The sequence below is a fragment of the Curtobacterium poinsettiae genome (assembly GCF_047226435.1).
Classification (GTDB): domain Bacteria; phylum Actinomycetota; class Actinomycetes; order Actinomycetales; family Microbacteriaceae; genus Curtobacterium; species Curtobacterium poinsettiae.
Genome location: NZ_CP178434.1, coordinates 535,347 through 553,917, shown reverse-complemented (window position 1 = coordinate 553,917; position 18,571 = coordinate 535,347). Strand labels below are relative to the sequence as shown.

The following is an 18,571-nucleotide window of genomic DNA, read 5'->3' as shown; positions in this document are numbered from 1 at the left end:
TCACACACCTGCCTTGAGGACCTTGGCCCAAGCGGCGCTGTAGCGAGTGAGTCCGAAGCCCTCACGCGAGGTTGCGAGCGCTCCGGCTGCAAGGCGTTCGCGATCACGCTCTGACGACAGGATCTCCCGACAACGATCGGACGCTGCCTCCCAGTCCCCCGAGGCGACGAGGAATCCGTTCTCGTTGTCTTCGATGACGTCACCGAGGCCGCCGACGTCGTAAGCCACGACAGGGACGCCCAACCGCATCGCTTCCAACACCGTCAAGGGTTGTGCCTCGTAGCGGTAGGTGCTGGGGAAGACGAGCACGGCTGCCGTCGAGAGCACATCGTCGCGCTCCTCATCGAACAGAGCACCCGTGAAGTTCACTCGATCGCGAACGTGCGGGGCAAGGAGCGCGCGGAGACCATCGAGGTACTCCTCCGACGACGCGCGCCCGATCACGACGGCGCGCGATCCCGGCGTGCTGGCGAGGCACCGGTTCGCGATGCGCATGAAGTCCTCAGCACCCTTGCCGGGGATGAGATTCGACAAAAAGACGATCGGCGATGCGTCGGAGCCAGATGCGGGCTTCCGCTCCTTTGCCGACACAGCGTTGGGGATCGTGATGAGCGAGTCGTTGAATCGCCGGACGTCTGCGACCATCGACTCTCCGAGAACGACCACGGAGGTAGCGCCACCGAGGAGAAGAGCGACCCCGCGGCGTTGCATTGCGCCTCGATCAGCAAGCTCGCGGTACCCCGATGTGTGCACGTAGGCGATGTAGGGACGCCGCAGCACTTGGAGTACTGCGCTCATGATCACGTCGACCCAGAACGACGGCGGCCGGTTCGTTGTGAAGAAGACCACCACCGCGCGTCTGTTGCGTCGGAGTGCGTTCCCGAGTCGGAGCAGGAGCGAGAAAGCGCTGAGGACCTTCTTGAGGCTGGTTCCGCCGATCTCGTCGACCGACTTGCTGAATCGTCGATCCACGAGGACCGCCCGCAGCCCGGAACGAGAAATCGCGTCCAGGAACGTCCTCGTCATGATCGTCGATCCGTGCACCGGCGGGGGAAGCTGGCTGATCACGACGACGTCCGCGCCTGCCTCAGCCATGTTGTCTCCGAAGCGCGAGGAGCAGGAACTTCACGTTGCCGAGCAAGTACCGTCGCCAGAGGCGTCGTGGCTCACGGGAGAGTCGGTACAACCATTCCAGGCCCGTCCGACGCCAAAGTTTCGGGGCTTCGACCACGTCTCCAGACACGAAATTGAAGGCAGCTCCCACCGCCAACACGACTGCGGGGTGCCGCTCAGCGAGTCGCTGGACCTCGTAGTCCTGTTTGGGCGTCCCGATACCCACCCACAGCATGTTCGCTCCCGAGTCCCGAATCAACGAGTCGATCAGTTCTCGATCGCTCGGTTCGAAGTCGGTGAAGGGCGGACTGAATGATCCCGCCACCACTGCATCGGGGTAGTCCCGCGCGATTGCCTGTTCGAGACGGGCAAGTGAGGCGTTGCTTCCGCCGAGGAGGAAATGACGGATGCCGTGGGACGGGTCCGACGAGAGCAGCTCGCGGAATGCGTCTGGACCCCGCAGGTGGGCCACCTGGCCACCCGCGCGACGGGCGATCCAAGCGAGAGGCGTCCCGTCGGCGATGTTCAGCCCGTCCGACTGGAACAAACGCAAGTAGCGCTCATCAGCGGTCAACGACACGGTGTAGGCGTTGACGAAGTGCACCGGCACCCCCACGTCGTCCAGGTGGTCGGCGATGAGCCTCAGTTCGTCGACGATCGTCGATCCGAGCACCGCGACCAGTGGCACGCCCGCGACGAGCACCGTGGGAAGGGCCAGCAGGTTGTCGCGGGGGTTGGCCTTGTTCTCACCGTCGGACTGGGCGTCGCTGTGATCAACCATCTAGTACGCACCCCGGCTGTTGGCGATTGCCTTAAAGGTCTTCCAGAGGATGAGGAGGTCTGCCACGATCGACCAGTTCTCCACGTAGTACAGATCGAGCCGCACCGAATCCTCCCACGACAGGTCGGACCGGCCGCTCACCTGCCACAGGCCGGTCATGCCGGGCTTGACGAGGAACCGACGGTGGACGTGTGTGTCGTAGCGGGCGACCTCGCGCGCCAGCGGCGGTCGGGGCCCGACCAGGGACATGCTGCCGGCCAGGACGTTGAACAGCTGCGGCACCTCGTCCAGGCTGTAGCGGCGCATGAACCCGCCGACCCGGGTGACGCGGGGGTCGTTCCGCATCTTGAACAGGACGTCGTTCCCCTCGGCCCGGTCGAGTGCGCTGAGCTCCTGCAGCCGTTCCTCGGCGTCGACGACCATCGAACGGAACTTGATCATCCGGAAGGTGCTGCCGTTCAGGCCGACGCGCTCCTGGTGGAAGAAGACCGGACCGGTCGAGGTCGTCTTCACCAGCACGGCGAGCACGAGCAGCAGCGGCGACAGGACGACGACGAGCAGCGCTGCGCCGATCAGGTCGAAGGCGCGCTTCGTGTAGAGCTTGCGCCCCGAGTACGTCGGCGTCTCGACGTGGATGAGCGGCAGGCCCTGCACCGGTCGGGTGTGGATGCGCGGGCCGCCGATGTCGGTCAGGCTCGGCGCGACGACCAGGTGCTGCCGCCCCGGCTCGAGCGACCAGCTGAGCTCGCGGACGCGCTCCGGCGGCAGGTCGTCGGAGCTCGTGATCACGACGGTGTCGGCGCCGGTCTCACGCAGCGCGGAGCCGACGTCGTCGAAGCCGCCGTGGCTCTGGATGCTCGAACCCGCCAGCAGGCCGCGGTGGTTCGTCGACACGACGGCGCCGACCACGCGGTAGCCGGCTTCGGGGGAACGCGCGAGCTCGCGCCCGATGTGCAGCACGCTGGCCGGGGAGCCGACGAGCAGTACCGTCGCCGAGTAGGCACCGTGTTGGCGCTGGGCGACCAGCCACTGCCGCCAGATCCACCGGGAGAGCAGCAGGACGAGGATCCCGATGGGGAACGCGATGAGCACGTACCCGCGGGCCAGGTCGACGTGCAGCAGGAACGCTGCGATCGCGAGCAGGCCGAACACCCGGACGCTGGAGTCCGCGACGAGCCGGTACTCGGTGCTCCCCACGCCGATGACGCGTGCGCCGCGGGTGTCGTACAGGGCGAGCGCGCTCATCCACACGACGATCACGACGATGGAGATCGAGAAGTAGCTCAGCCGCAGGTCGGCGGTGTTCGTCGCCAGGTTCGACTTCAGCCCGAGCCAGGCGATCTGCACACCGAACACGACCCAGATCAGGGCCAGCAGGTCGGTGAAGAGCACACGGCGTGAGTAGCTCCGGCTCCACTCGTCCGTCGCGCCGATCGGTCGCGGTGCGCGCAGTGCGTCCGCTGTCACGGTCGCCGTCCGGTCACCACGTCGCGCCACCGTCCGACGAGACCCGGACGGTCGTGCCGTCCCACAGCCACACGTCCTGCCCGGCGCGGTCGATGGTGACGGTGTTGTCGGTGTCGGCTCCGTCGGCGCAGCCGATCGGCGTGGTGGACGACGACGGCGTCACGTCGGAAGCGGACATGGTCTCGATCTGCACGCCGTCGCACGACGCTGCGCCGACACGGGCGAGCGTGTACTCCCCGCCGTCGACGCCGACCGAGCGCACGCCGCCCAGCGGCACGTCGACCCACGCTGCCTCGCCGGTCCGCCACTCGAGCTGGCCGTCGCAGATGACGACCGAGGTCTTGTCGCCCTGGAACGCGTCGATGGGGTCTGCGCAGGGCGCCTGGACGGTCCCGCTCGCGAGCACGACGCCGTCGGTGCTGATGCCGGCGCCGGCGGCGCCGGGCGCACCGGCTGCCCACGTCACACCGGCGTCGGTGCTGGTCCGCGCGGTCGCGGTGCAGTCGTCGCCGACGCCCGCCAGGATCGAGAGCTCCGCACTGGAGGCCCGGATCGCCATGAGCGATCCGACATCCGTCCCGAGTCCCACCTTGACCCACGTCGCCCCGCCGTCCACGGAGTGTTCCAGCACCGGCCGCGGGCCGCCGCACGATCCGCCGGACGCGCGCCATGCCTCCTGGCCGTCGACGGCTGCCAACAGGCGCCGGCCCTGTTGCTTGGTCCCTGCGGCGTCCGCGTCAGCGGTCGCGCTGGCCCGCGGGGACTCGCTCGCGTGCGGCATCCGTGTGAAGGTCGGGATCGGACCGGCGGGTCCGTTCTGTTCGGGCGCGGTGCGGCCCAGGGCGAGCGAGACGAGCACGACGTCGATGATGATCAGCGCCACCACCACGACGGCCACCACGATCAGGGTGGTCTTCGGCAGCGCACGACCGAGGCCCCGGGTCCCCCGGCGATTCTTCATCGTCCGCCGCTCCGCTCAGCGTCCGGCGCGGCGGAGCACGCCGAGCTTCTTGCTGGCACGCTTCGGCGGGTGCGTCGACGTGGTCACGGTGTTGTCGTCCTCGTCGTGGCCGTAGCTGTACCCGTAGCCGTACCGGCCGTGGCCGTAGGCGCCCGGGCCCTTCAGCGGCATCTTCGTCAGGACGAACCCGGAGATCGGTGCGCCGACGTTCGCGAGCGAAGCGACGGCAGCGGCGAGCTGGCCCTTCAGGGTCTGCCCGGAGGCGACGGCGATGATCGCACCGGACGCCTTCTTGGCCAGGATCGCGGCGTCGGTGACCGGCAGCAGCGGCGGGGCGTCGAACAGGACGTAGTCGAACTGCTGCTCGAGCAGGTCGATCAGGTCCTGCATCGCCCGCGAGCCGAGCAGCTCGGACGGGTTCGGCGGGATCTGGCCGGCGGGCAGGACGACGAGCTTGCCGCGGCCCCAGGGGTGGGCGACGTCCTCCAGGTCGGCGCGACCGATCAGCACGTCGGTCAGCCCGGCGTTGCTCTCGACGTCCATGTACTCGGCGACGCGGGGGCGGCGCAGGTCGGCGTCGATCAGGATGACGCGGAACCCGGCGCTGTCCAGGGCGATCGCCAGGTTCGCGACGGTGGTGCTCTTGCCCTCGGACTGCATCGACGACGTCATGACGAAGGTGCGGGCACCGGTGCCGATGTCCAGGAACTGCAGGTTCGTGCGGAGCGTGCGGAACGACTCGGCGCGGGGGCTGCGCGGATCGACCTGCACGATGAGCGGGCGTTCGGCCGCCTTGGCGTCGAAGGCGATCCCGCCGACGACCGGCTTGTCGCTGATCTTCTCGACGTCGAGTTCGGTGCGGATCCGGTTGTCCAGGGTCTCGCGCAGGATGGAGATGCCGATGCCCAGTGCGAGCCCGACGAGCAGCCCGAGCGCGACGTTGACGGGCACGTTCGGGCTGACCGGCGTGCTCGGCACGTCGGCCTGCTTGACGCGGGTGAGCTTGACGGTGCTCTTGCCGCTCGCGTCGGTGGCCTCGATGTCCTGCACGACGTTGGTCAGGCTCTGCGAGGTCGCGTTCGCGATGTTCGCGGCCTGCACCGGGTCGGTGCCCTCGACCGAGATGGCGATGAGGGTGGTGCTCGTCGGCGCCGTCGCCGACACCATCGTCGCGAGCTGGTCGGCGTTCATGTCGAGCTTGAGCGACGAGATCACCGGCAGCAGCACGATCGGCGTCGACACCAGGTTGGAGTACGTCAGCACCCGCTGCTGGGTGAACGTGTTGCCCTGCGCCAGGTCACTGGCGCTGCCCGACGTCTCGGTGGAGACGAAGACCTGCGCCGATGCCGAGTAGACCGGCTTCTTCAGCAGGGAGAACCCTGCGGCTGCGGCCACTCCCACCAGGGCGAGTACGACGATCAGTACCCATCCCTTGCGGAGCACCGTGATGTAGTCGCGGAGTTCCACGCCTTTGCCTTCCCCGATCATGGCCGTCCCCGTGGTCCCGACACAGGCGCACCGGGGTACTCCCAGCACACGGCATACAAATAGTGCCACAGGAACGAGTCCTGCCCGGGGGAAGTCGCCATCCGGCGCGCGGTGTCCTCTACGGTGGCCCCATGCGTTCCGAGCCGGCCCAGACCGCGACCACGCCGAGCGTGCGGCGGCAGCGGGACCTCATCGTCATCCTCGTCGCGCTCGGCGTCGCCGTGATCCTGACCCGGATCGTCGGACAGGTCACCCGGACTGGGGGCATCCCGTCGCCGGTCCTGCAGGTGCTCGCCGCGGACGCCGCCGTGTGGGTGCCGCTCGTCATCGCCGCCGCCGTGGCGCTCCGTCGGACCCCGTTGCCGGCGATGCTGTCACGGCTGCGGCTCGACCTGGGGATCGTGGTCTTCGCGATCGGCATCGTGATCATCTGCCGCGTGGTGGACGTGTTCCTGTCCCTGTCGTTCACGGGGACGACCGGCCTGGTCCCCGCACCGACCCTCGGCACGCCGGACGTCGGGCTGCTGCTCGTGTCGGCGATTGGCATCGTCGTCGTCAGCCCGGTGCTCGAGGAAGTGGTGTTCCGCGGGCTGTTCCAGCGCCGACTGGCCGCCGAGCTCACGCCCCGCACCCGGTTCCTCGCGGTGCTGGTCACGGCGCTCCTGTTCGCGCTGCTCCACCTGCTGCTCGGAGCCGGCGGCACGACGCTCGGCGGGTTCCAGGTGTTCGTGACGACGTTCCTGCTCGGCGTCCTCACCGGCACGCTCGTGGCGATGACCGACCGCATCGGCGGTGCGATCCTGGCGCACGTGCTCTTCAACGCGGTCGCGGTCGTCGCGACCTGGCCGCGCTGATCGGCCACGCTGGCGTCCCCAGAAGGGGTCAGCACCGGTCGTCGGCCGTCGCGGAGCACTAACCTGCACTGAGCATGACTCGCCCAACCAGCATCGTCGACAACCCCCTCGTCCGTCAGGCTCCGATCAGCGGCCTGTTGGCGCTGTCTGCGCTGCTCAGCATCGTGATGCCGTCGTTGCCGATCACGGCCCACCACCTGTTCGCGGCGAGTCTGGTGTGCACGGTGGTCGCGACCCTGATGAGCGCCGTCCCCGCGCTCGTGCACGGCGCCGCCTGGCTGGTGCCGGTCCTGCTCACCGTCGACTTCGTGACGATCGCGCTGCTGCGCACCGGGACGGGTTCCGGCTCGTCGCTGTTCACGGCGATCGTGGTGCTCCCCGTGGTCTGGTGGGCGTCGCTCGAGGGCCGTCGCACCGTGCTCTTCGCGATCGCGGGCATCGTGCTCGTGATCCTCGCGCCCTACGTCCTGACCCCGTCCGACGCGCCCGGCCCGAGTGAACTCGTCCGTCTGGGCATCCTCGTCGTCGTGTTCGGCACCGTCGCCGTCGTCGTGCACGAGCTCTCCCGCCGGGCCCGACGCAGCCTGCGGTCCGCCGAAGCACGCGAGGGCAAGGTCCGTGCCGAGATCGACCGGGCAGCCGCGGTGCAGCGTTCCCTGCTCCCGACGACGACGGGCCGCATCACCGAGGACGTCGTCGTCGCCGGTGCCTGCCTGCCCGCCCGGAGCGTCGGCGGGGACTTCTTCGACTGGTACCCGACCAACAGCGGCGTGGCGGTGAGTCTCGGCGACGTCATGGGCAAGGGCGTCGGTGCCGGCCTGATCGCCGCAGCGGTCCGGTCGACGCTCCGGAGCGCCCGGACGGTCGACGACCCGGCCGAGGCGCTGAAGCGGGCGTCCGACGGCCTGAGCGCCGAGGGCATCGGGCCCGACCTGGCCTTCACCACGCTGTTCCACGCCCGGATCTCCGATGACGGCACCCTCCGGTGGTCCGACGCCGGGCACGGGCTGAGCTTCGTGCTGCGGGCCGACGGGCACGTCGACCGACTCCGGTCCGGCGACATGCCGCTCGGGCTCGGCATCCGCGAGGAGTGGGTGACGGCTGAGAGCACCCTGGAGCCGGGCGATCTGCTCGTCTCGTTCAGCGACGGCGTGCTCGACCTGTACGAGGGGCTCGAGGAGACCATCGAGGCGGTGGCCGAGATCGCGCGCGCCGGACGTGACCCGCACGCGGTCGTGCTCGCCCTGTCGGCCCGCGCCGACGAGGTGCCGCACGACGACGACGTGACGGTGATCGCGATCCGTCGGCAGCCGGTCCAGGTGGACGCGGCGCGACCGCTCGCGCTGCACGCCGACTGACGGCGGGTCCGCGGGACGCGTGAGACGGGCCGCGGGCCGCGGGCCGGATTGGTACGCGCCGCCGCTCGAACCCGAATCGTGCGGCGACGCGTGCAGACGGTGCGTCTGCCCTCGGACGCCCTAGCGTCCTCGGTCTGTGGGGTGACCCGTCGGGCCACCGGGCGGGTCAGTGGACCAGGTCGAGCTCCCAGACAGGCGGCACGTACGCGCGGGACCAGCCCTCGCGCAGGCGCGTCACGGCGCGGTCGAAGGCCTCGAGCAGGTCCATCTCCGGCCGCACCATGGACTGCAGCTGCAGCCCCTCGTAGGTCGCGAGCAGCTGCTCCGAGCCGCGAGCCGGCTCCATCGTGCCCGGCTCACGCCCGAGCAGCACGTCCCGCTCCAGTGCGTGCTGCACGAAGGCGTGGAACCGTCGCCACCGGGCGTGCAGCATCGGCGCGAGCGGGTGCTCGGGCGACGCCGCGATGTTCAGCGTCGCCGTCAGGAAACGTGCCACGACATCGAGGTCCACCCCGGCCGCCGCTGCGACGACCCCGGGGGTCACCTCGTGCAGGGGGCGGGACCGCAGCGCCGTGATCATCCCGATGATGGCCTCGCCCCGCAGGGAGGGGTCATCGGGGCTGGTCACCAGCGGCGGCTCGATGTGCATCCAGACACTGCACCAGCCCGTGGCCGCTGCGACCAGTCCCCCGAACGGGAACGTGCGTTCCCCGGACAGGGGCCGAACGCCCTGGTCTCGACGGGTCGCGTGGGTCATACTCGGCCCATGCAGTGGGGACGGATCGCACCGGTCGTGGCACTCGTCGTGTTGCTCGGCGGCACCCTGGCCGGCTGCGCCGCCGAGACGAGCGGCGACGACGACGCCGGCCCCACGGGTCCGAGCACGCAGGCCGGGCCGCTGCAGTCCGGTTTCTGCGCCGACTACGTCCCGCTGAAGACCTCGGCCGAGCGCCGCGACGCCGCCGACCTGGTCGTCGACGCCGACGTCACCAAGACCGACCGGACGGTCGAGCTCCAGGGGATCTACGACGTGTACGAGGCGACGGTCACCGACGTCCCGAAGGGCGACGAGGACGCCTCGGGTCCGAAGCCGGGCGACACGATCCAGGTGATCAGCACCTCGGACCAGTGCGAGACGAGCGGCGAACCGGTCGAGTACCTCGAAGGGGACCCCCTCGCCGACGAGGGCACCTTCCGCCTGTACCTCTCCCCCGCCGACGACGACGGGGACGCCGGCGGCGCCGGGGACGCCGCCGTCTGGCGACTCGTCGTCCCCGGCGCCGCCGAGCCGCAGCCCGCCGGCTGACACCGCATCCTGCAGCCTGACGCAGCAGCCGGCTGACACCGGGTCGACTACGGCTGCTCCGGCACCGTCACGATCCGGTTCTGGTACGCCCACACCACGGCTTGCAACCGCGACCGCACGCCGAGCTTCGGCAGCATCCGCGCCAGGTGCGACTTGACGGTCGACACCTCGAGCACGAGCGCCACCGCGATCTCCTCGTTCGACATCCCCTGCGCCAGCAGCAGCAGGACCTCGCGCTCGCGGGCGGTCAGCACGCCGTCGGCCCGGTCGCCGGACACCGGCTGCAGGCTCCGCCGTGACACGAACTCCCGCAGCACCCGCCGGGTCAGGGCCTGGTCGAGGGTGCCGTTGCCGGCGGCGACCTGCCGCACGGCGTCGACGATGGTGTCCGGCTCGGCGTCCTTGAGCAGGAAGCCCGAGGCACCGGCCTCGAGCGCCCCGAACACGTAGTCGTCCAGGTCGAACGTCGTCAGCATGAGCGCCGGGATCGCCGGATCGGCGTCCGGTGCGCAGAAGATCCGCGCGAGTTCGATGCCGTTCATCACCGGCATCCGGATGTCCAGGCAGGCGACGTCGGGTCGCGTCTCGCGCGCCAGCGCGAGCGCCTCGCCGCCGTCGGCGGCCACGCCGACCACCTCGATGTCCGGCTCCGCGCCGAGCAGCGCGGACACCCCGGCGCGGACCAGGGGCTGGTCGTCCGCGACCAGCACGCGGATCACGCGACCACCCCGGCGCCGCCGGCGGCCTGCGTGGGTGCGGCAGGTGCCTCCCGGCCGAGCGCCAGCTCCACCAGCCATCCGCCGGTCGCGGTCGGGCCGGCCTGGAGGCGCGCCCCGACCAGGTCCGCCCGCTCGCGCATCCCCCGCAGGCCGTTGCCGCCCGAGGGAGAGGTCCCCGCTGCCGGCACGGTGGCCGGTGCGTTCTCCACCCGGATCACCACCCGGGTCGCGTCGCGGTCGTCGATGGTGACGGTGCACGGGGCGGACGGGGCGTGCAGGGCGGCGTTGGCCAGTGCCTCCTGGACGGTGCGGTAGGCGGCGAGCTGCGCGAGCGGGCCGACGCCGTCAGCGAGCGGCCGGTCACCCGGCAGCACGTCGAGCCGGACGTCGCTGCGGAACCGGGCTCGTTCGGCCAGGTCGACGATCCCGGCGACCGTCTCGACCGCACGCTCGGCGGGGGCGTCGTCGCGGAGCAGGCCGACCAGGCGGCGGAGGTCCTCGAGCACGGCGGTGCTCTGCTCCCGCACCTGGCGGGCACCCTCGTGGGCACGCTCCGGGTCCGCGTCGATCTGCCGGTCGATGACCGCTGCCATCAGTGCGATCCCGGACAGGTGGTGCGCGGCGATGTCGTGGAGTTCACGGGCCATCGCGGCACGCTCACGGGACACGGCAGCGTCGACCAGGGCGTCCTGCTCACGGTCCACGGCGCTGGCCTCGGCCGTGCGGGCGACGCGGACCTCGCGGCGGGACTGCACGAGCAGGGTGACCAGCAGGGGCAGGCCGACCGCGCCGATCGCCTGCAGCACGCCCTGCCCGAGCGAGCCGGACACGGCGGTCGTGGCGTCACCGGCGGTCGTGGCGTCACCGGCGAGCGCGAGCACCACGTTGCCGGCTGCCACCAGGGCAGCAGCGACCACGAGTGTCGGCCAGAGGTGAGCCAGCGCCACGCGGAGTGCGGCGACGACGACGCCGACGAGCACCGGCAGGGCGGTCAGACCGAACAGGTCGGACGACTGCGGGGCGAGCGCGGCGACGAGCACCGGGAGTGCAGCGACCACGATCAGCGCGGTGCGGGGTGCCCGGCGGGCGGCGAGCAGGGCGGCGGACTGGGCCAGCAGGCCGAGGGCCAGGACGGTCCAAGCGGCCGAGAACACTGCGGGGACCCCCAGCGCCAGGGCGGGGCCGTCCGGTTCCAGGCTGTCCAGGGGCGGCAGGCCGAGCAGCAGCCCGAGGGCGACGACGGCCGTGCCGAGGGCGACGAGGACGTCGACGCGGCCGGCGCGCTGGGCGGGTCGGGGCGACTGCGCGGGCTGGGCGGGCTGCGTGGGCTGGGCCGGCTGGGCTGGCTGCGCGGGCTTGGCCGGCTTGGCCGGCTGGGCCGGCTGCGCGGCCGGCTCATCCGGTGCGCGCAGCGCGTCGTGCTCAGCGGGTGCCATCGTTGGATCCTACGAGGCGGGCGCGGGTGGGGACCGGTGCGTCGAGGGGCAGGGCGCGTCGGGCGGGGTCGTAGCCCAGGTGGCCACGGGTCGCGACGAGCAGCACCACGGCGGCGATCGTCGACGTGATCGTCAGGCCGATCATCAGCGTGCCGGCGGTCATGCTCGGGTACATCTCAGGGAACAGGGTCGAGATCGTGTTGTTCACACCGACGTGCAGCAGCAGGGCCAGGGGCAGGCTCTCGCGGGTCTTGTTGAACACCTGGATCATCACCACGTTGAAGGTGATGGTGAACAGGGCGAACACGACGGGCTCGCTCCAGTGCGCGTTCGGCCACCCGCCCCAGTCGCTGAGGTACAGCGGCATGTGCCAGAGCGCCCAGATCGGACCGAGGATCGCCGCCGCACCCAGGCCCCCGAAACGGTGCTGCAGGCGGGGCAGGGCGAAGTCGCGCCAGCCGGGCTCTTCACTCAGACCGGTCGAGAACAGCTGGATGATCAGTCCGGGCACGAGCATGGCGAAGGCCAGGGCCGAGGGAGCCCGCACGTCACCACCGGCGAACGGCAGCGCGGACACGACGATCAGGGCCGGCACGACGACGAGCGCCAGCGCGTACCAGTACCAGGCGACCCGCCAGCGGAACAGTCGCCCCACCCAGCGGCGCAGGCCCGCGCGACCGTCGGCGACCGCCGTGACGATGAACGCGCTGCCCAACGGGCCGAGGAGCGCACCGGGCAGGACGCCCGTGAACTGACCGCTGCCCAGGACCTCGGGGAAGTGGATGTCCCACACACCCATGCCGTGCGGGGACAGGATGTACGGCACCCACGCGAGCCAGCTCAGGCCGAGTGCCATGGTGAAGAAGGACACGAGCGGGTGCCGGGCGATGAGGCCGCGGACACCCCCTCGGTCGCGGGCTGCGGTGCCGGCGGGAGGCCGGACTTGGGTGGTGTTCGTCATGCAGACGACGCTAGGAATCATCACGCCCGGGGACGACCGGCTTCGGGACGCACCTGCGGGAGTTCCATCGAAGGATGCAAGTGCTCGTGGTCATGTCCGGGCTCGTGCTCGTGCTCGTGGTCGTGGTCGTGGTCGTGTTCGTGTTCGTGTTCGTGTTCGTGCTCGTGGTCGTGTCCGGCGCTCCTGAACACGCCGTCGTCTTCGTCCGACGCCCCCTGATGCGCGAGACGCCGCCGAATCCGGAGGCGTCTCGAGCGTTCGGCGGCGTCTTCGCAACACGCCGTCGTCTTCCGAACCGACTCGCCCGCACGACGCCGGCGTCTCGCGGGTCCGTTCAAGCGGCGCGCTGTGCGGCCACGTGGGCCAGGACGACGGGGTCCTCGCAGCCGCGGGCGAACCCCAGGATGCGCCGGTCGATGTCCCGCTGCAGCACCAGCACGCCGATTCGCTCGGCGATCGGCGCGAGCCACTTCGGCCGGCACGTGAAGTTGTAGCGCCAGACCGCGAGCGTGTGTCCGGGCTGCCCCTCGGCCGCCGTGAAGCGCCAGCCCCCGCCCATGCGCTCGAAGAACCACGAGCCCTTCGTCATCTTCATCCCCACGTTCGACGGCGGGTGGTACGAGACGTACTCGCTCTCCATCGCCAGCCCGAACCGCTGCACCGTGTACGTCCGGACGCCCTTCGCCGGCACGGTGGCCCCGTCCATCAGGTGCTGGCGGCGGATGAAGGGGTCCCAACGCTTCCGGATCGCCCCCTGTGTCTGCGAGACGGCGAAGGCCACGTCGGGCTCGACCGGGACGACGCAGCGGGACTCGACGACGGGCATGAGTCATCCTCGCACGTGGCGGTCGCGCGGGCCTCCCCCACGCGGCGGACGTCAGGCCCGGTGCCGACCGGCACCGGGCCTGACGTCCCGCGATCCCGCGGGCCTGCGGTCAGCGCACGCGCCGTCGACGCCGCAGCGCCACCATCGCGGTACCCGCACCGAACAGGAGCACCGCCGCGATGAGGCCCGGCAGGAGCGAGGCACCGGTGAACGCGAGGTCTCCGCTGCCCGTCCCGATGCCGTTCGTACCGCTCGTACCGGCCGGGCTCGTGCCGTCCGGCGTCAGGGCACCGGGAGCCGCTTCGTTGCCCGGGCCTCCGGCTGCGCTGCCGCCGCCCTGCCCGCCATTCCCGCCGTTCGCGGGCGGATCGACCTTTGCCGTGGTGACCACCGCTGCCGACACGTCGGCTGCCAACCCGGCGGGGTCGCTCAGGTGCAGCGCGGTGACGGTCCGGTCCCGCCCGCGGGTCCGCTGCTCGTTGAGCACGACCTTCCCCAGCCCGCCGGGCAGGGCGATCCGGGTGTTCGCCCGGATCGTGCCCGCCGGGATGGTGGTGCCCGCGATCTGCCCACCCGCGGTCGTCACGGTGGCACCGCCGTGGGTCACCCGGACACGGACGTCACGGAGCTCGCCGGCGATGCTCGTGCCCGGGTAGAGGACGACCCGTTCGAGTCGGACCTCGCCGCGGTCACTCGCCGACCGCACCGTGACCCCGTCGACACGCAGCTGTCCGGTGGCGCCGTCCCCGGCCTCGTCCGCCCGCTCGGTCACGGTGGTGCCGTCGGCGGCGGGCGCAGCGACGGGTTGTGCCGGGACGTCGCTCGGTCCGGATGCCCGGAGCGCGAAGGCGTGCCAGCGTGCGATGGCCGGGTCGTGCGGCTCCGGTGTCGGCGTGGTGCCGCCCCCTCCCGGGGTCGGGTCCGGGGCGGGCTGCGCCGCCGCCAACGTCACCTGGCCGAGCAGCACGTCGGGGTGCGTCCCGGTCAGGTCCTCGTAGCGGAGCGCCGTGAGCGTGACGGTCCCGTCCGGGTTCTCGGTCCGTTCGCCGATGTGGACGCGGACCCGTTCGGTCCCGTCCGGGGCGAGCCCCGTGTACAGGTCGGTGGCGGTGTTGATCCACACCCCGTTGACGAACACGGCGTTCGACTCGTCGTCGAAGGAGACCGTCATCGTGCCGGCCGCCGTCACCTCGGCGTGCAACCCGTTCACGCGGAGTGCCGGCCAGCGGTAGGCGGCGACGGGGTCGGTGGCCTCGTCCGGGATCTGCTCGAAGTGCCCGACCGAAATGGTCGCGGTGTCGCCGTCGTCCCCGATCGCCGCCGTGACGTCGGTTGCCCGGGCGGGGTAGCCGGCGGTCGCGTCGATGCGGGCGGCGGAACGGTGTTCCCCGGCACTGGTGATCCGCGGCTGCGGGGCGACCAGCGCCGTACCGTCCGTCCCCCGGACGCCCACCCCGAAGGCGGCGGTGACCCGAGCGTCCGTCGGGCTGCTCGCCCTCGCCGGGATCGTGACGGCGCCGAGCCGCACGTCGGGGTGCGCCCCCGTCAGGTCGCGGTAGTGCAGCGCGGTCAGGGTCGTGCTGCCGTCCGCGTGCACCGTGCGCTCCCCGAAGGCCACGCTGACCCGCTCCTTGCCGTCAGCGTCGACGCCGGTGTACAGGTCGGTGGCGGTGTTGATCCACACCCCGTTGACGAACACCGCGTTCGACTCGTTCGCGAAGTCCACGGTCATCGTCCCCTCCGGCGTGAGGTGGGCGTCGAGGCCGTACACGCGCAGCGCTGGCCAGCGGTACTCCGCGACCGGGTCCGAGGCCCGGTCGGGGATCTGCTCGAACGAGTCGAGGTGCACGTCCGAAGTACCGTCCGCCGCAGTCGAGACGGTGACCCCACGTGCGGTCGACGGGGAACCGTCGGCAGCGTCGACCCGGTCGGCGGTGCGCTTCGCGACGCCGGTCACCGTGGGCTGCCCGTCGATGAGCACGGTTCCGTCCGGGGCAGTCACCTGCACACCGCTGACGCTCCGGGTGGCCAGGGCGTCGCCGTGGGCCGGGGTCGGCTGCGGCGCGGGATCAGGCGTCGGAGCCGGGGTCGGGGTGGGCGTCGGCGTCGGCGTCGGGGTGGGTGCCGGCCAGCGGTCACCCGCCGCGCAGGAGACCGATCCGGCACGGACGCGCCAGATCTCGGAGGCACCGGCTTCGGCGTCGATGCGGAGCGCGACCGTCGTCGTGGTGCCGTCGGCGGCCGTCGTGGTGCTACCGACGACGACCTTGGTGGCGCCGTAACGGGACTCCGGCAGGTCGCGGCTCCACCCGGGCGTCGCGGTGGCCTCGGTGGTGACGTCGTCGCCGTCGATGGTCAGGCGGTCGAACGACACCGCGGGGGTGCCGCCGGGAGTGCACGCGGCGCGGAGTCCGGTGAACACGACGGGGGGACGATCGCGCAGGGTGAACTCCCCGCTCGCGATCGTCGAGGTCGCCCCGTCCGGGCCGGCCTCCGAGCGCAGACCGCTCGTGCGGGTGGTGCTGAGCTTCAGGACGTCCTGCGTCGTGTCGACCCGGGCCACCGTCGGGTCGCCCGAGTCCCAGCGCACGGCCGGGGTCGGTGCGGTGAGCGTGCCACCGTCGATGTCGGTCAGTTCGACGCCCGACGCGGCGGCGAGGGTGGCGCCGTCGGCCGCGGTGTCCGCGCTGGCCGGCAGCGCGAGCATGGGCGCCACGAGGCCGATGCCGAGCAGTGCCGAGGCCGCGAGCGCGATGACGGAACTGGTGCGTGGACGATCGGTCATCGGCGGGCCTCCTCGGCGAACGCGGTGAAGAAGGCGCGGCCGGCGGGGACGCCGACCCCGGTCACGTCGTCCCAGCCGGGTGCGGACCGGAGTCCCTGCCGACCGGTGTCCCAGAGGAACAGGGTCTCGGGCCACAGCGCTCCGGCATCGGGCCCGCGCGGCGACCAGGTGGCAGCGGAAGCGGGGCGGACGTCGCGGACGGCGTCGGTCCCGAGCATCTCGTAGAGCATCGGCGTGACGAGCCCGATCCGGACCCCCGTGGCGGCCTTGGCCATGGCGACCATCGAGGCGACCATCGGGGTCGCCAGACTCGTGCCGCCGTGCGTGACGTAGCCGGTCACGCCCTTGTGTGGCCCGTACACGACGAAGCCGGTGTTGGGGTCACCGATCGACGCGACGTCGGGGACGAGTCGCCCGGTCCCCGGTTCGTCGAGCAGCTGGCGCTGCCACGTCGGTCGGCCGTAGACGTCGGACTGGCCGCCGCCGGCGCCGTACGCGAAGCCCGGCGGGATGAGGGCACCGTTGCGCGCGAAGCGGGTCTCGGTCTCCCAACCAGCCTCGACCGCGACGGAACCGTCACGGGCGAGCCCGGTGCTGGTCGCTCCGACCGCGGTCACGTACGGGCTGGACGCCGGCGACGACACGTCGGGGCCGGAGTCGTGGTCACCGACGGCGCTGTTGTCGCCGTCGTTGCCAGAGGACGCGAACACCGAGATGCCCCGGGCCCCCGCCTCGACGAGCACCCGGTTCAGCAGCGTCCGGTCGTCCGCGGTGTCCAGGTCCTCGGTGGACCCGAACGACAGGCTGATGACGTCCGCACTGCCGTGTTCGACGACGTCGAGGATCCGCGAGAACAACGAGGTGGTGCTGCAGTCGTCGGCACCCCAGTACTCGATGTCGGCGTCGGGGGCCATCGCGTGCACCGCCTGCACGTCGAGGTGCTGCTCCTCTGTCCAGCTCTGCGGCCCGCCGCAGCGGGAGGTGTCCGGCGACGCCGGAGCGTGGTGCTGGTACTGCCCCGAGCGGAACGGCTGGGCGCCCGCCGCCCGGAAGTAGGTGTCCGTGTTCGCTTCGACGTCGGGGTCGTCGTAGGCGGCGACGATCGCTATGGTCGCGCCGCGTCCGGTGTACCCGGCCGGCACGTCGTGGACCTCGCGCAACTGGGCCGGCTGGTACCCGCACAGCGCGTTCGATCGGTGCGTGACCGGCACCGATGCGGGCCAGTCCGTAGTGAGGCGCTCGCCCCACCATGCGGCGCACTGTCCGTCGTCGGCCAGGACCGGCGGTCGCGGGACGGTCTCACCCGGTGCCGGGGTGGGTGCCGCCGCTGCTGCAGTGGTCGTCTCGGTCGGTCGGACGGCGTCAGAGTCAACGGCTCCGGACACGCCGACGACGGCGGTCAGCCCGCGTGGCACGGCGAGGGCGCGGACCGGTGCCACGGCGCTCTGTCCGGCGACGTCCCACCGCGCGAAGGAGGTGTGGAAGGCGTCCGCGATGCGCGCGGCCGTCCCGCGAACGGGCAGGGATGCGATCGAGCGCTCGACGGGGCCGACGTGGAGCCCGGCACCGCGCAACCAGGTCGCCACGGCCGGGGCGCGGTCGAGGTGCACGGGGTCGAGGAGGACGGTGAGGGACAACTCGTCGGCGGTCACCGGGTCGCCGCGCTCGGCGTGTGCGGTCCAGGCGGGGACGGAGTCCGCGAGCGGTCGGTCGGGCGAGGGCGGTGCGGGGCGCACGAGGAGCGTGCCGGGGATGATCACGGCGAGCGCGAGCGCACCGATGAGGAAGCGTGGACGCATGGGTTCCTGGTCTGCTGAGAGGCGGGGACGCAGCGCTGCGCGCTGCCACAGCGACCTTACATGCAACTGATAATCGTTATCACTCGCAGGACACGAGCAGTCGGGACAAACGGGAGGCCCGGTGTCAACTGACACCGGGCCTCCTGTCCGTCAGGGGGTCAGACCACGGCGCGCAATGCGTCCGCGATGCCCGTCAGGGCCACGTCGACCTCGTCGGCCACGCGCTGATGCGTCGCCGTCGAGCGACGGTAGGGGTCGTCCACGTCGTCGTCGGCCGGGTCGGCGGGCGGCGGGACCGTGCCCCGCAGCCGGGCGACGCGCTCCACGAGTTCCTGCGGGGTCGTCACGTCGGCCAGGTCACCGGGCTCGAGGCCGGCGAGCACCCGCGCGAACTGCTTGATCGTGAAGGTCCGCTTGGAAGCCCGGGGCGCCAGGGAGACGGCGGCTGCACGGTGCGATCGCTCCGCGGTCAGCACCAGGTCAGCGCTCGCGACGATCTCGGCCGTCAGGTACCGCGACCGGTGCGCCGAGGGGGCGCCCCCGAGCCGGACGGACTGCTCGGCCGCGGCGGCGTCCATCGCGGCGCCGTCGTCGGCGATGGTGCCGGCCGACTCGACCACGAACGCGGGGGCGTCCGGGCCGAGTCGTGCCGTCAGGACCTGCGCGCCGAGCGGCGACCGGCAGATGTTGCCGCTGCAGACGAACAGGATCCGCATC

16 protein-coding genes are annotated in these 18,571 nt (G+C 71.7%); 3 read left to right on the top strand and 13 right to left on the bottom strand.

Features of this window, described 5'->3' with window-relative positions; genetic code table 11:
- The 5 genes from ACL00U_RS02655 to ACL00U_RS02635 are packed head-to-tail and all read right to left on the bottom strand — an operon-like array spanning position 1 to position 5,789.
- Positions 1–1,095 (bottom strand): glycosyltransferase family 4 protein, encoded by a 1,095-nt coding sequence (locus ACL00U_RS02655; protein ID WP_017886303.1) that lies wholly within the window; start codon positions 1,093–1,095, stop codon positions 1–3.
- On the bottom strand, positions 1,088–1,894 hold the full coding sequence (locus tag ACL00U_RS02650; RefSeq protein ID WP_017886304.1) for a WecB/TagA/CpsF family glycosyltransferase: 807 nt from the start codon (positions 1,892–1,894) through the stop codon (positions 1,088–1,090). The genes ACL00U_RS02655 and ACL00U_RS02650 overlap by 8 nt, the downstream gene beginning before the upstream one ends.
- The gene (locus ACL00U_RS02645; RefSeq protein WP_017886305.1) at positions 1,895–3,391 is read right to left on the bottom strand and encodes a sugar transferase; all 1,497 of its coding nucleotides are present in this window, start codon (positions 3,389–3,391) and stop codon (positions 1,895–1,897) included.
- Entirely contained in the window at positions 3,375–4,322 is a 948-nt protein-coding gene (locus tag ACL00U_RS02640; protein WP_017886306.1) for a hypothetical protein, read from the bottom strand. Before ACL00U_RS02640 ends, ACL00U_RS02645 begins: the two co-directional genes overlap by 17 nt.
- 15 nt (positions 4,323–4,337) lie before the next feature.
- Positions 4,338–5,789 carry a polysaccharide biosynthesis tyrosine autokinase gene (locus ACL00U_RS02635; RefSeq protein ID WP_017886307.1) on the bottom strand — a complete coding sequence of 484 codons (1,452 nt, stop codon included), beginning with the start codon at positions 5,787–5,789 and terminating at the stop codon, positions 4,338–4,340.
- 152 nt (positions 5,790–5,941) lie between these two features.
- On the opposite strand from ACL00U_RS02635, the gene ACL00U_RS02630 reads away from it, so the two are divergent.
- Entirely contained in the window at positions 5,942–6,664 is a 723-nt protein-coding gene (locus ACL00U_RS02630; RefSeq protein ID WP_017886308.1) for a CPBP family intramembrane glutamic endopeptidase, read from the top strand.
- Positions 6,665–6,738: 74 nt separating this feature from the next.
- The gene (locus tag ACL00U_RS02625; protein WP_017886309.1) at positions 6,739–8,022 is read left to right on the top strand and encodes a PP2C family protein-serine/threonine phosphatase; all 1,284 of its coding nucleotides are present in this window, start codon (positions 6,739–6,741) and stop codon (positions 8,020–8,022) included.
- Positions 8,023–8,188: 166 nt separating this feature from the next.
- Here the strand turns inward: ACL00U_RS02625 and ACL00U_RS02620 are convergent, their stop codons facing one another.
- Positions 8,189–8,671 (bottom strand): hypothetical protein, encoded by a 483-nt coding sequence (locus ACL00U_RS02620; protein WP_412873780.1) that lies wholly within the window; start codon positions 8,669–8,671, stop codon positions 8,189–8,191.
- A gap of 117 nt (positions 8,672–8,788) precedes the next feature.
- On the opposite strand from ACL00U_RS02620, the gene ACL00U_RS02615 reads away from it, so the two are divergent.
- Positions 8,789–9,328 (top strand): hypothetical protein, encoded by a 540-nt coding sequence (locus ACL00U_RS02615; protein WP_412873779.1) that lies wholly within the window; start codon positions 8,789–8,791, stop codon positions 9,326–9,328.
- 47 nt (positions 9,329–9,375) lie between these two features.
- On the opposite strand, the gene ACL00U_RS02610 is transcribed toward ACL00U_RS02615, so the two are convergent.
- From ACL00U_RS02610 to ACL00U_RS02580, 7 genes are all read right to left on the bottom strand, one after another.
- Entirely contained in the window at positions 9,376–10,047 is a 672-nt protein-coding gene (locus tag ACL00U_RS02610; RefSeq protein WP_017886312.1) for a response regulator, read from the bottom strand.
- Positions 10,044–11,483, bottom strand: a complete 1,440-nt coding sequence (locus ACL00U_RS02605; protein ID WP_412873778.1) for a sensor histidine kinase — start codon at positions 11,481–11,483, stop codon at positions 10,044–10,046. The genes ACL00U_RS02610 and ACL00U_RS02605 overlap by 4 nt, the downstream gene beginning before the upstream one ends.
- Positions 11,470–12,444, bottom strand: coding sequence for a CPBP family intramembrane glutamic endopeptidase (locus ACL00U_RS02600; RefSeq protein WP_159557280.1), 975 nt, complete (start codon positions 12,442–12,444; stop codon positions 11,470–11,472). Before ACL00U_RS02600 ends, ACL00U_RS02605 begins: the two co-directional genes overlap by 14 nt.
- Before the next feature lie 334 nt (positions 12,445–12,778).
- A complete protein-coding gene (locus tag ACL00U_RS02595; RefSeq protein ID WP_017886316.1) occupies positions 12,779–13,270 on the bottom strand; it encodes an SRPBCC family protein in 492 nt (163 codons plus the stop codon).
- A 109-nt stretch (positions 13,271–13,379) separates the two neighbouring features.
- The gene (locus ACL00U_RS02590; RefSeq protein WP_412873777.1) at positions 13,380–16,055 is read right to left on the bottom strand and encodes a hypothetical protein; all 2,676 of its coding nucleotides are present in this window, start codon (positions 16,053–16,055) and stop codon (positions 13,380–13,382) included.
- Positions 16,052–17,854 (bottom strand): S53 family peptidase, encoded by a 1,803-nt coding sequence (locus ACL00U_RS02585; RefSeq protein WP_017886317.1) that lies wholly within the window; start codon positions 17,852–17,854, stop codon positions 16,052–16,054. The genes ACL00U_RS02590 and ACL00U_RS02585 overlap by 4 nt, the downstream gene beginning before the upstream one ends.
- A gap of 158 nt (positions 17,855–18,012) precedes the next feature.
- Entirely contained in the window at positions 18,013–18,570 is a 558-nt protein-coding gene (locus tag ACL00U_RS02580; RefSeq protein ID WP_031259331.1) for a hypothetical protein, read from the bottom strand.
- Position 18,571 lies beyond the last annotated feature (1 nt).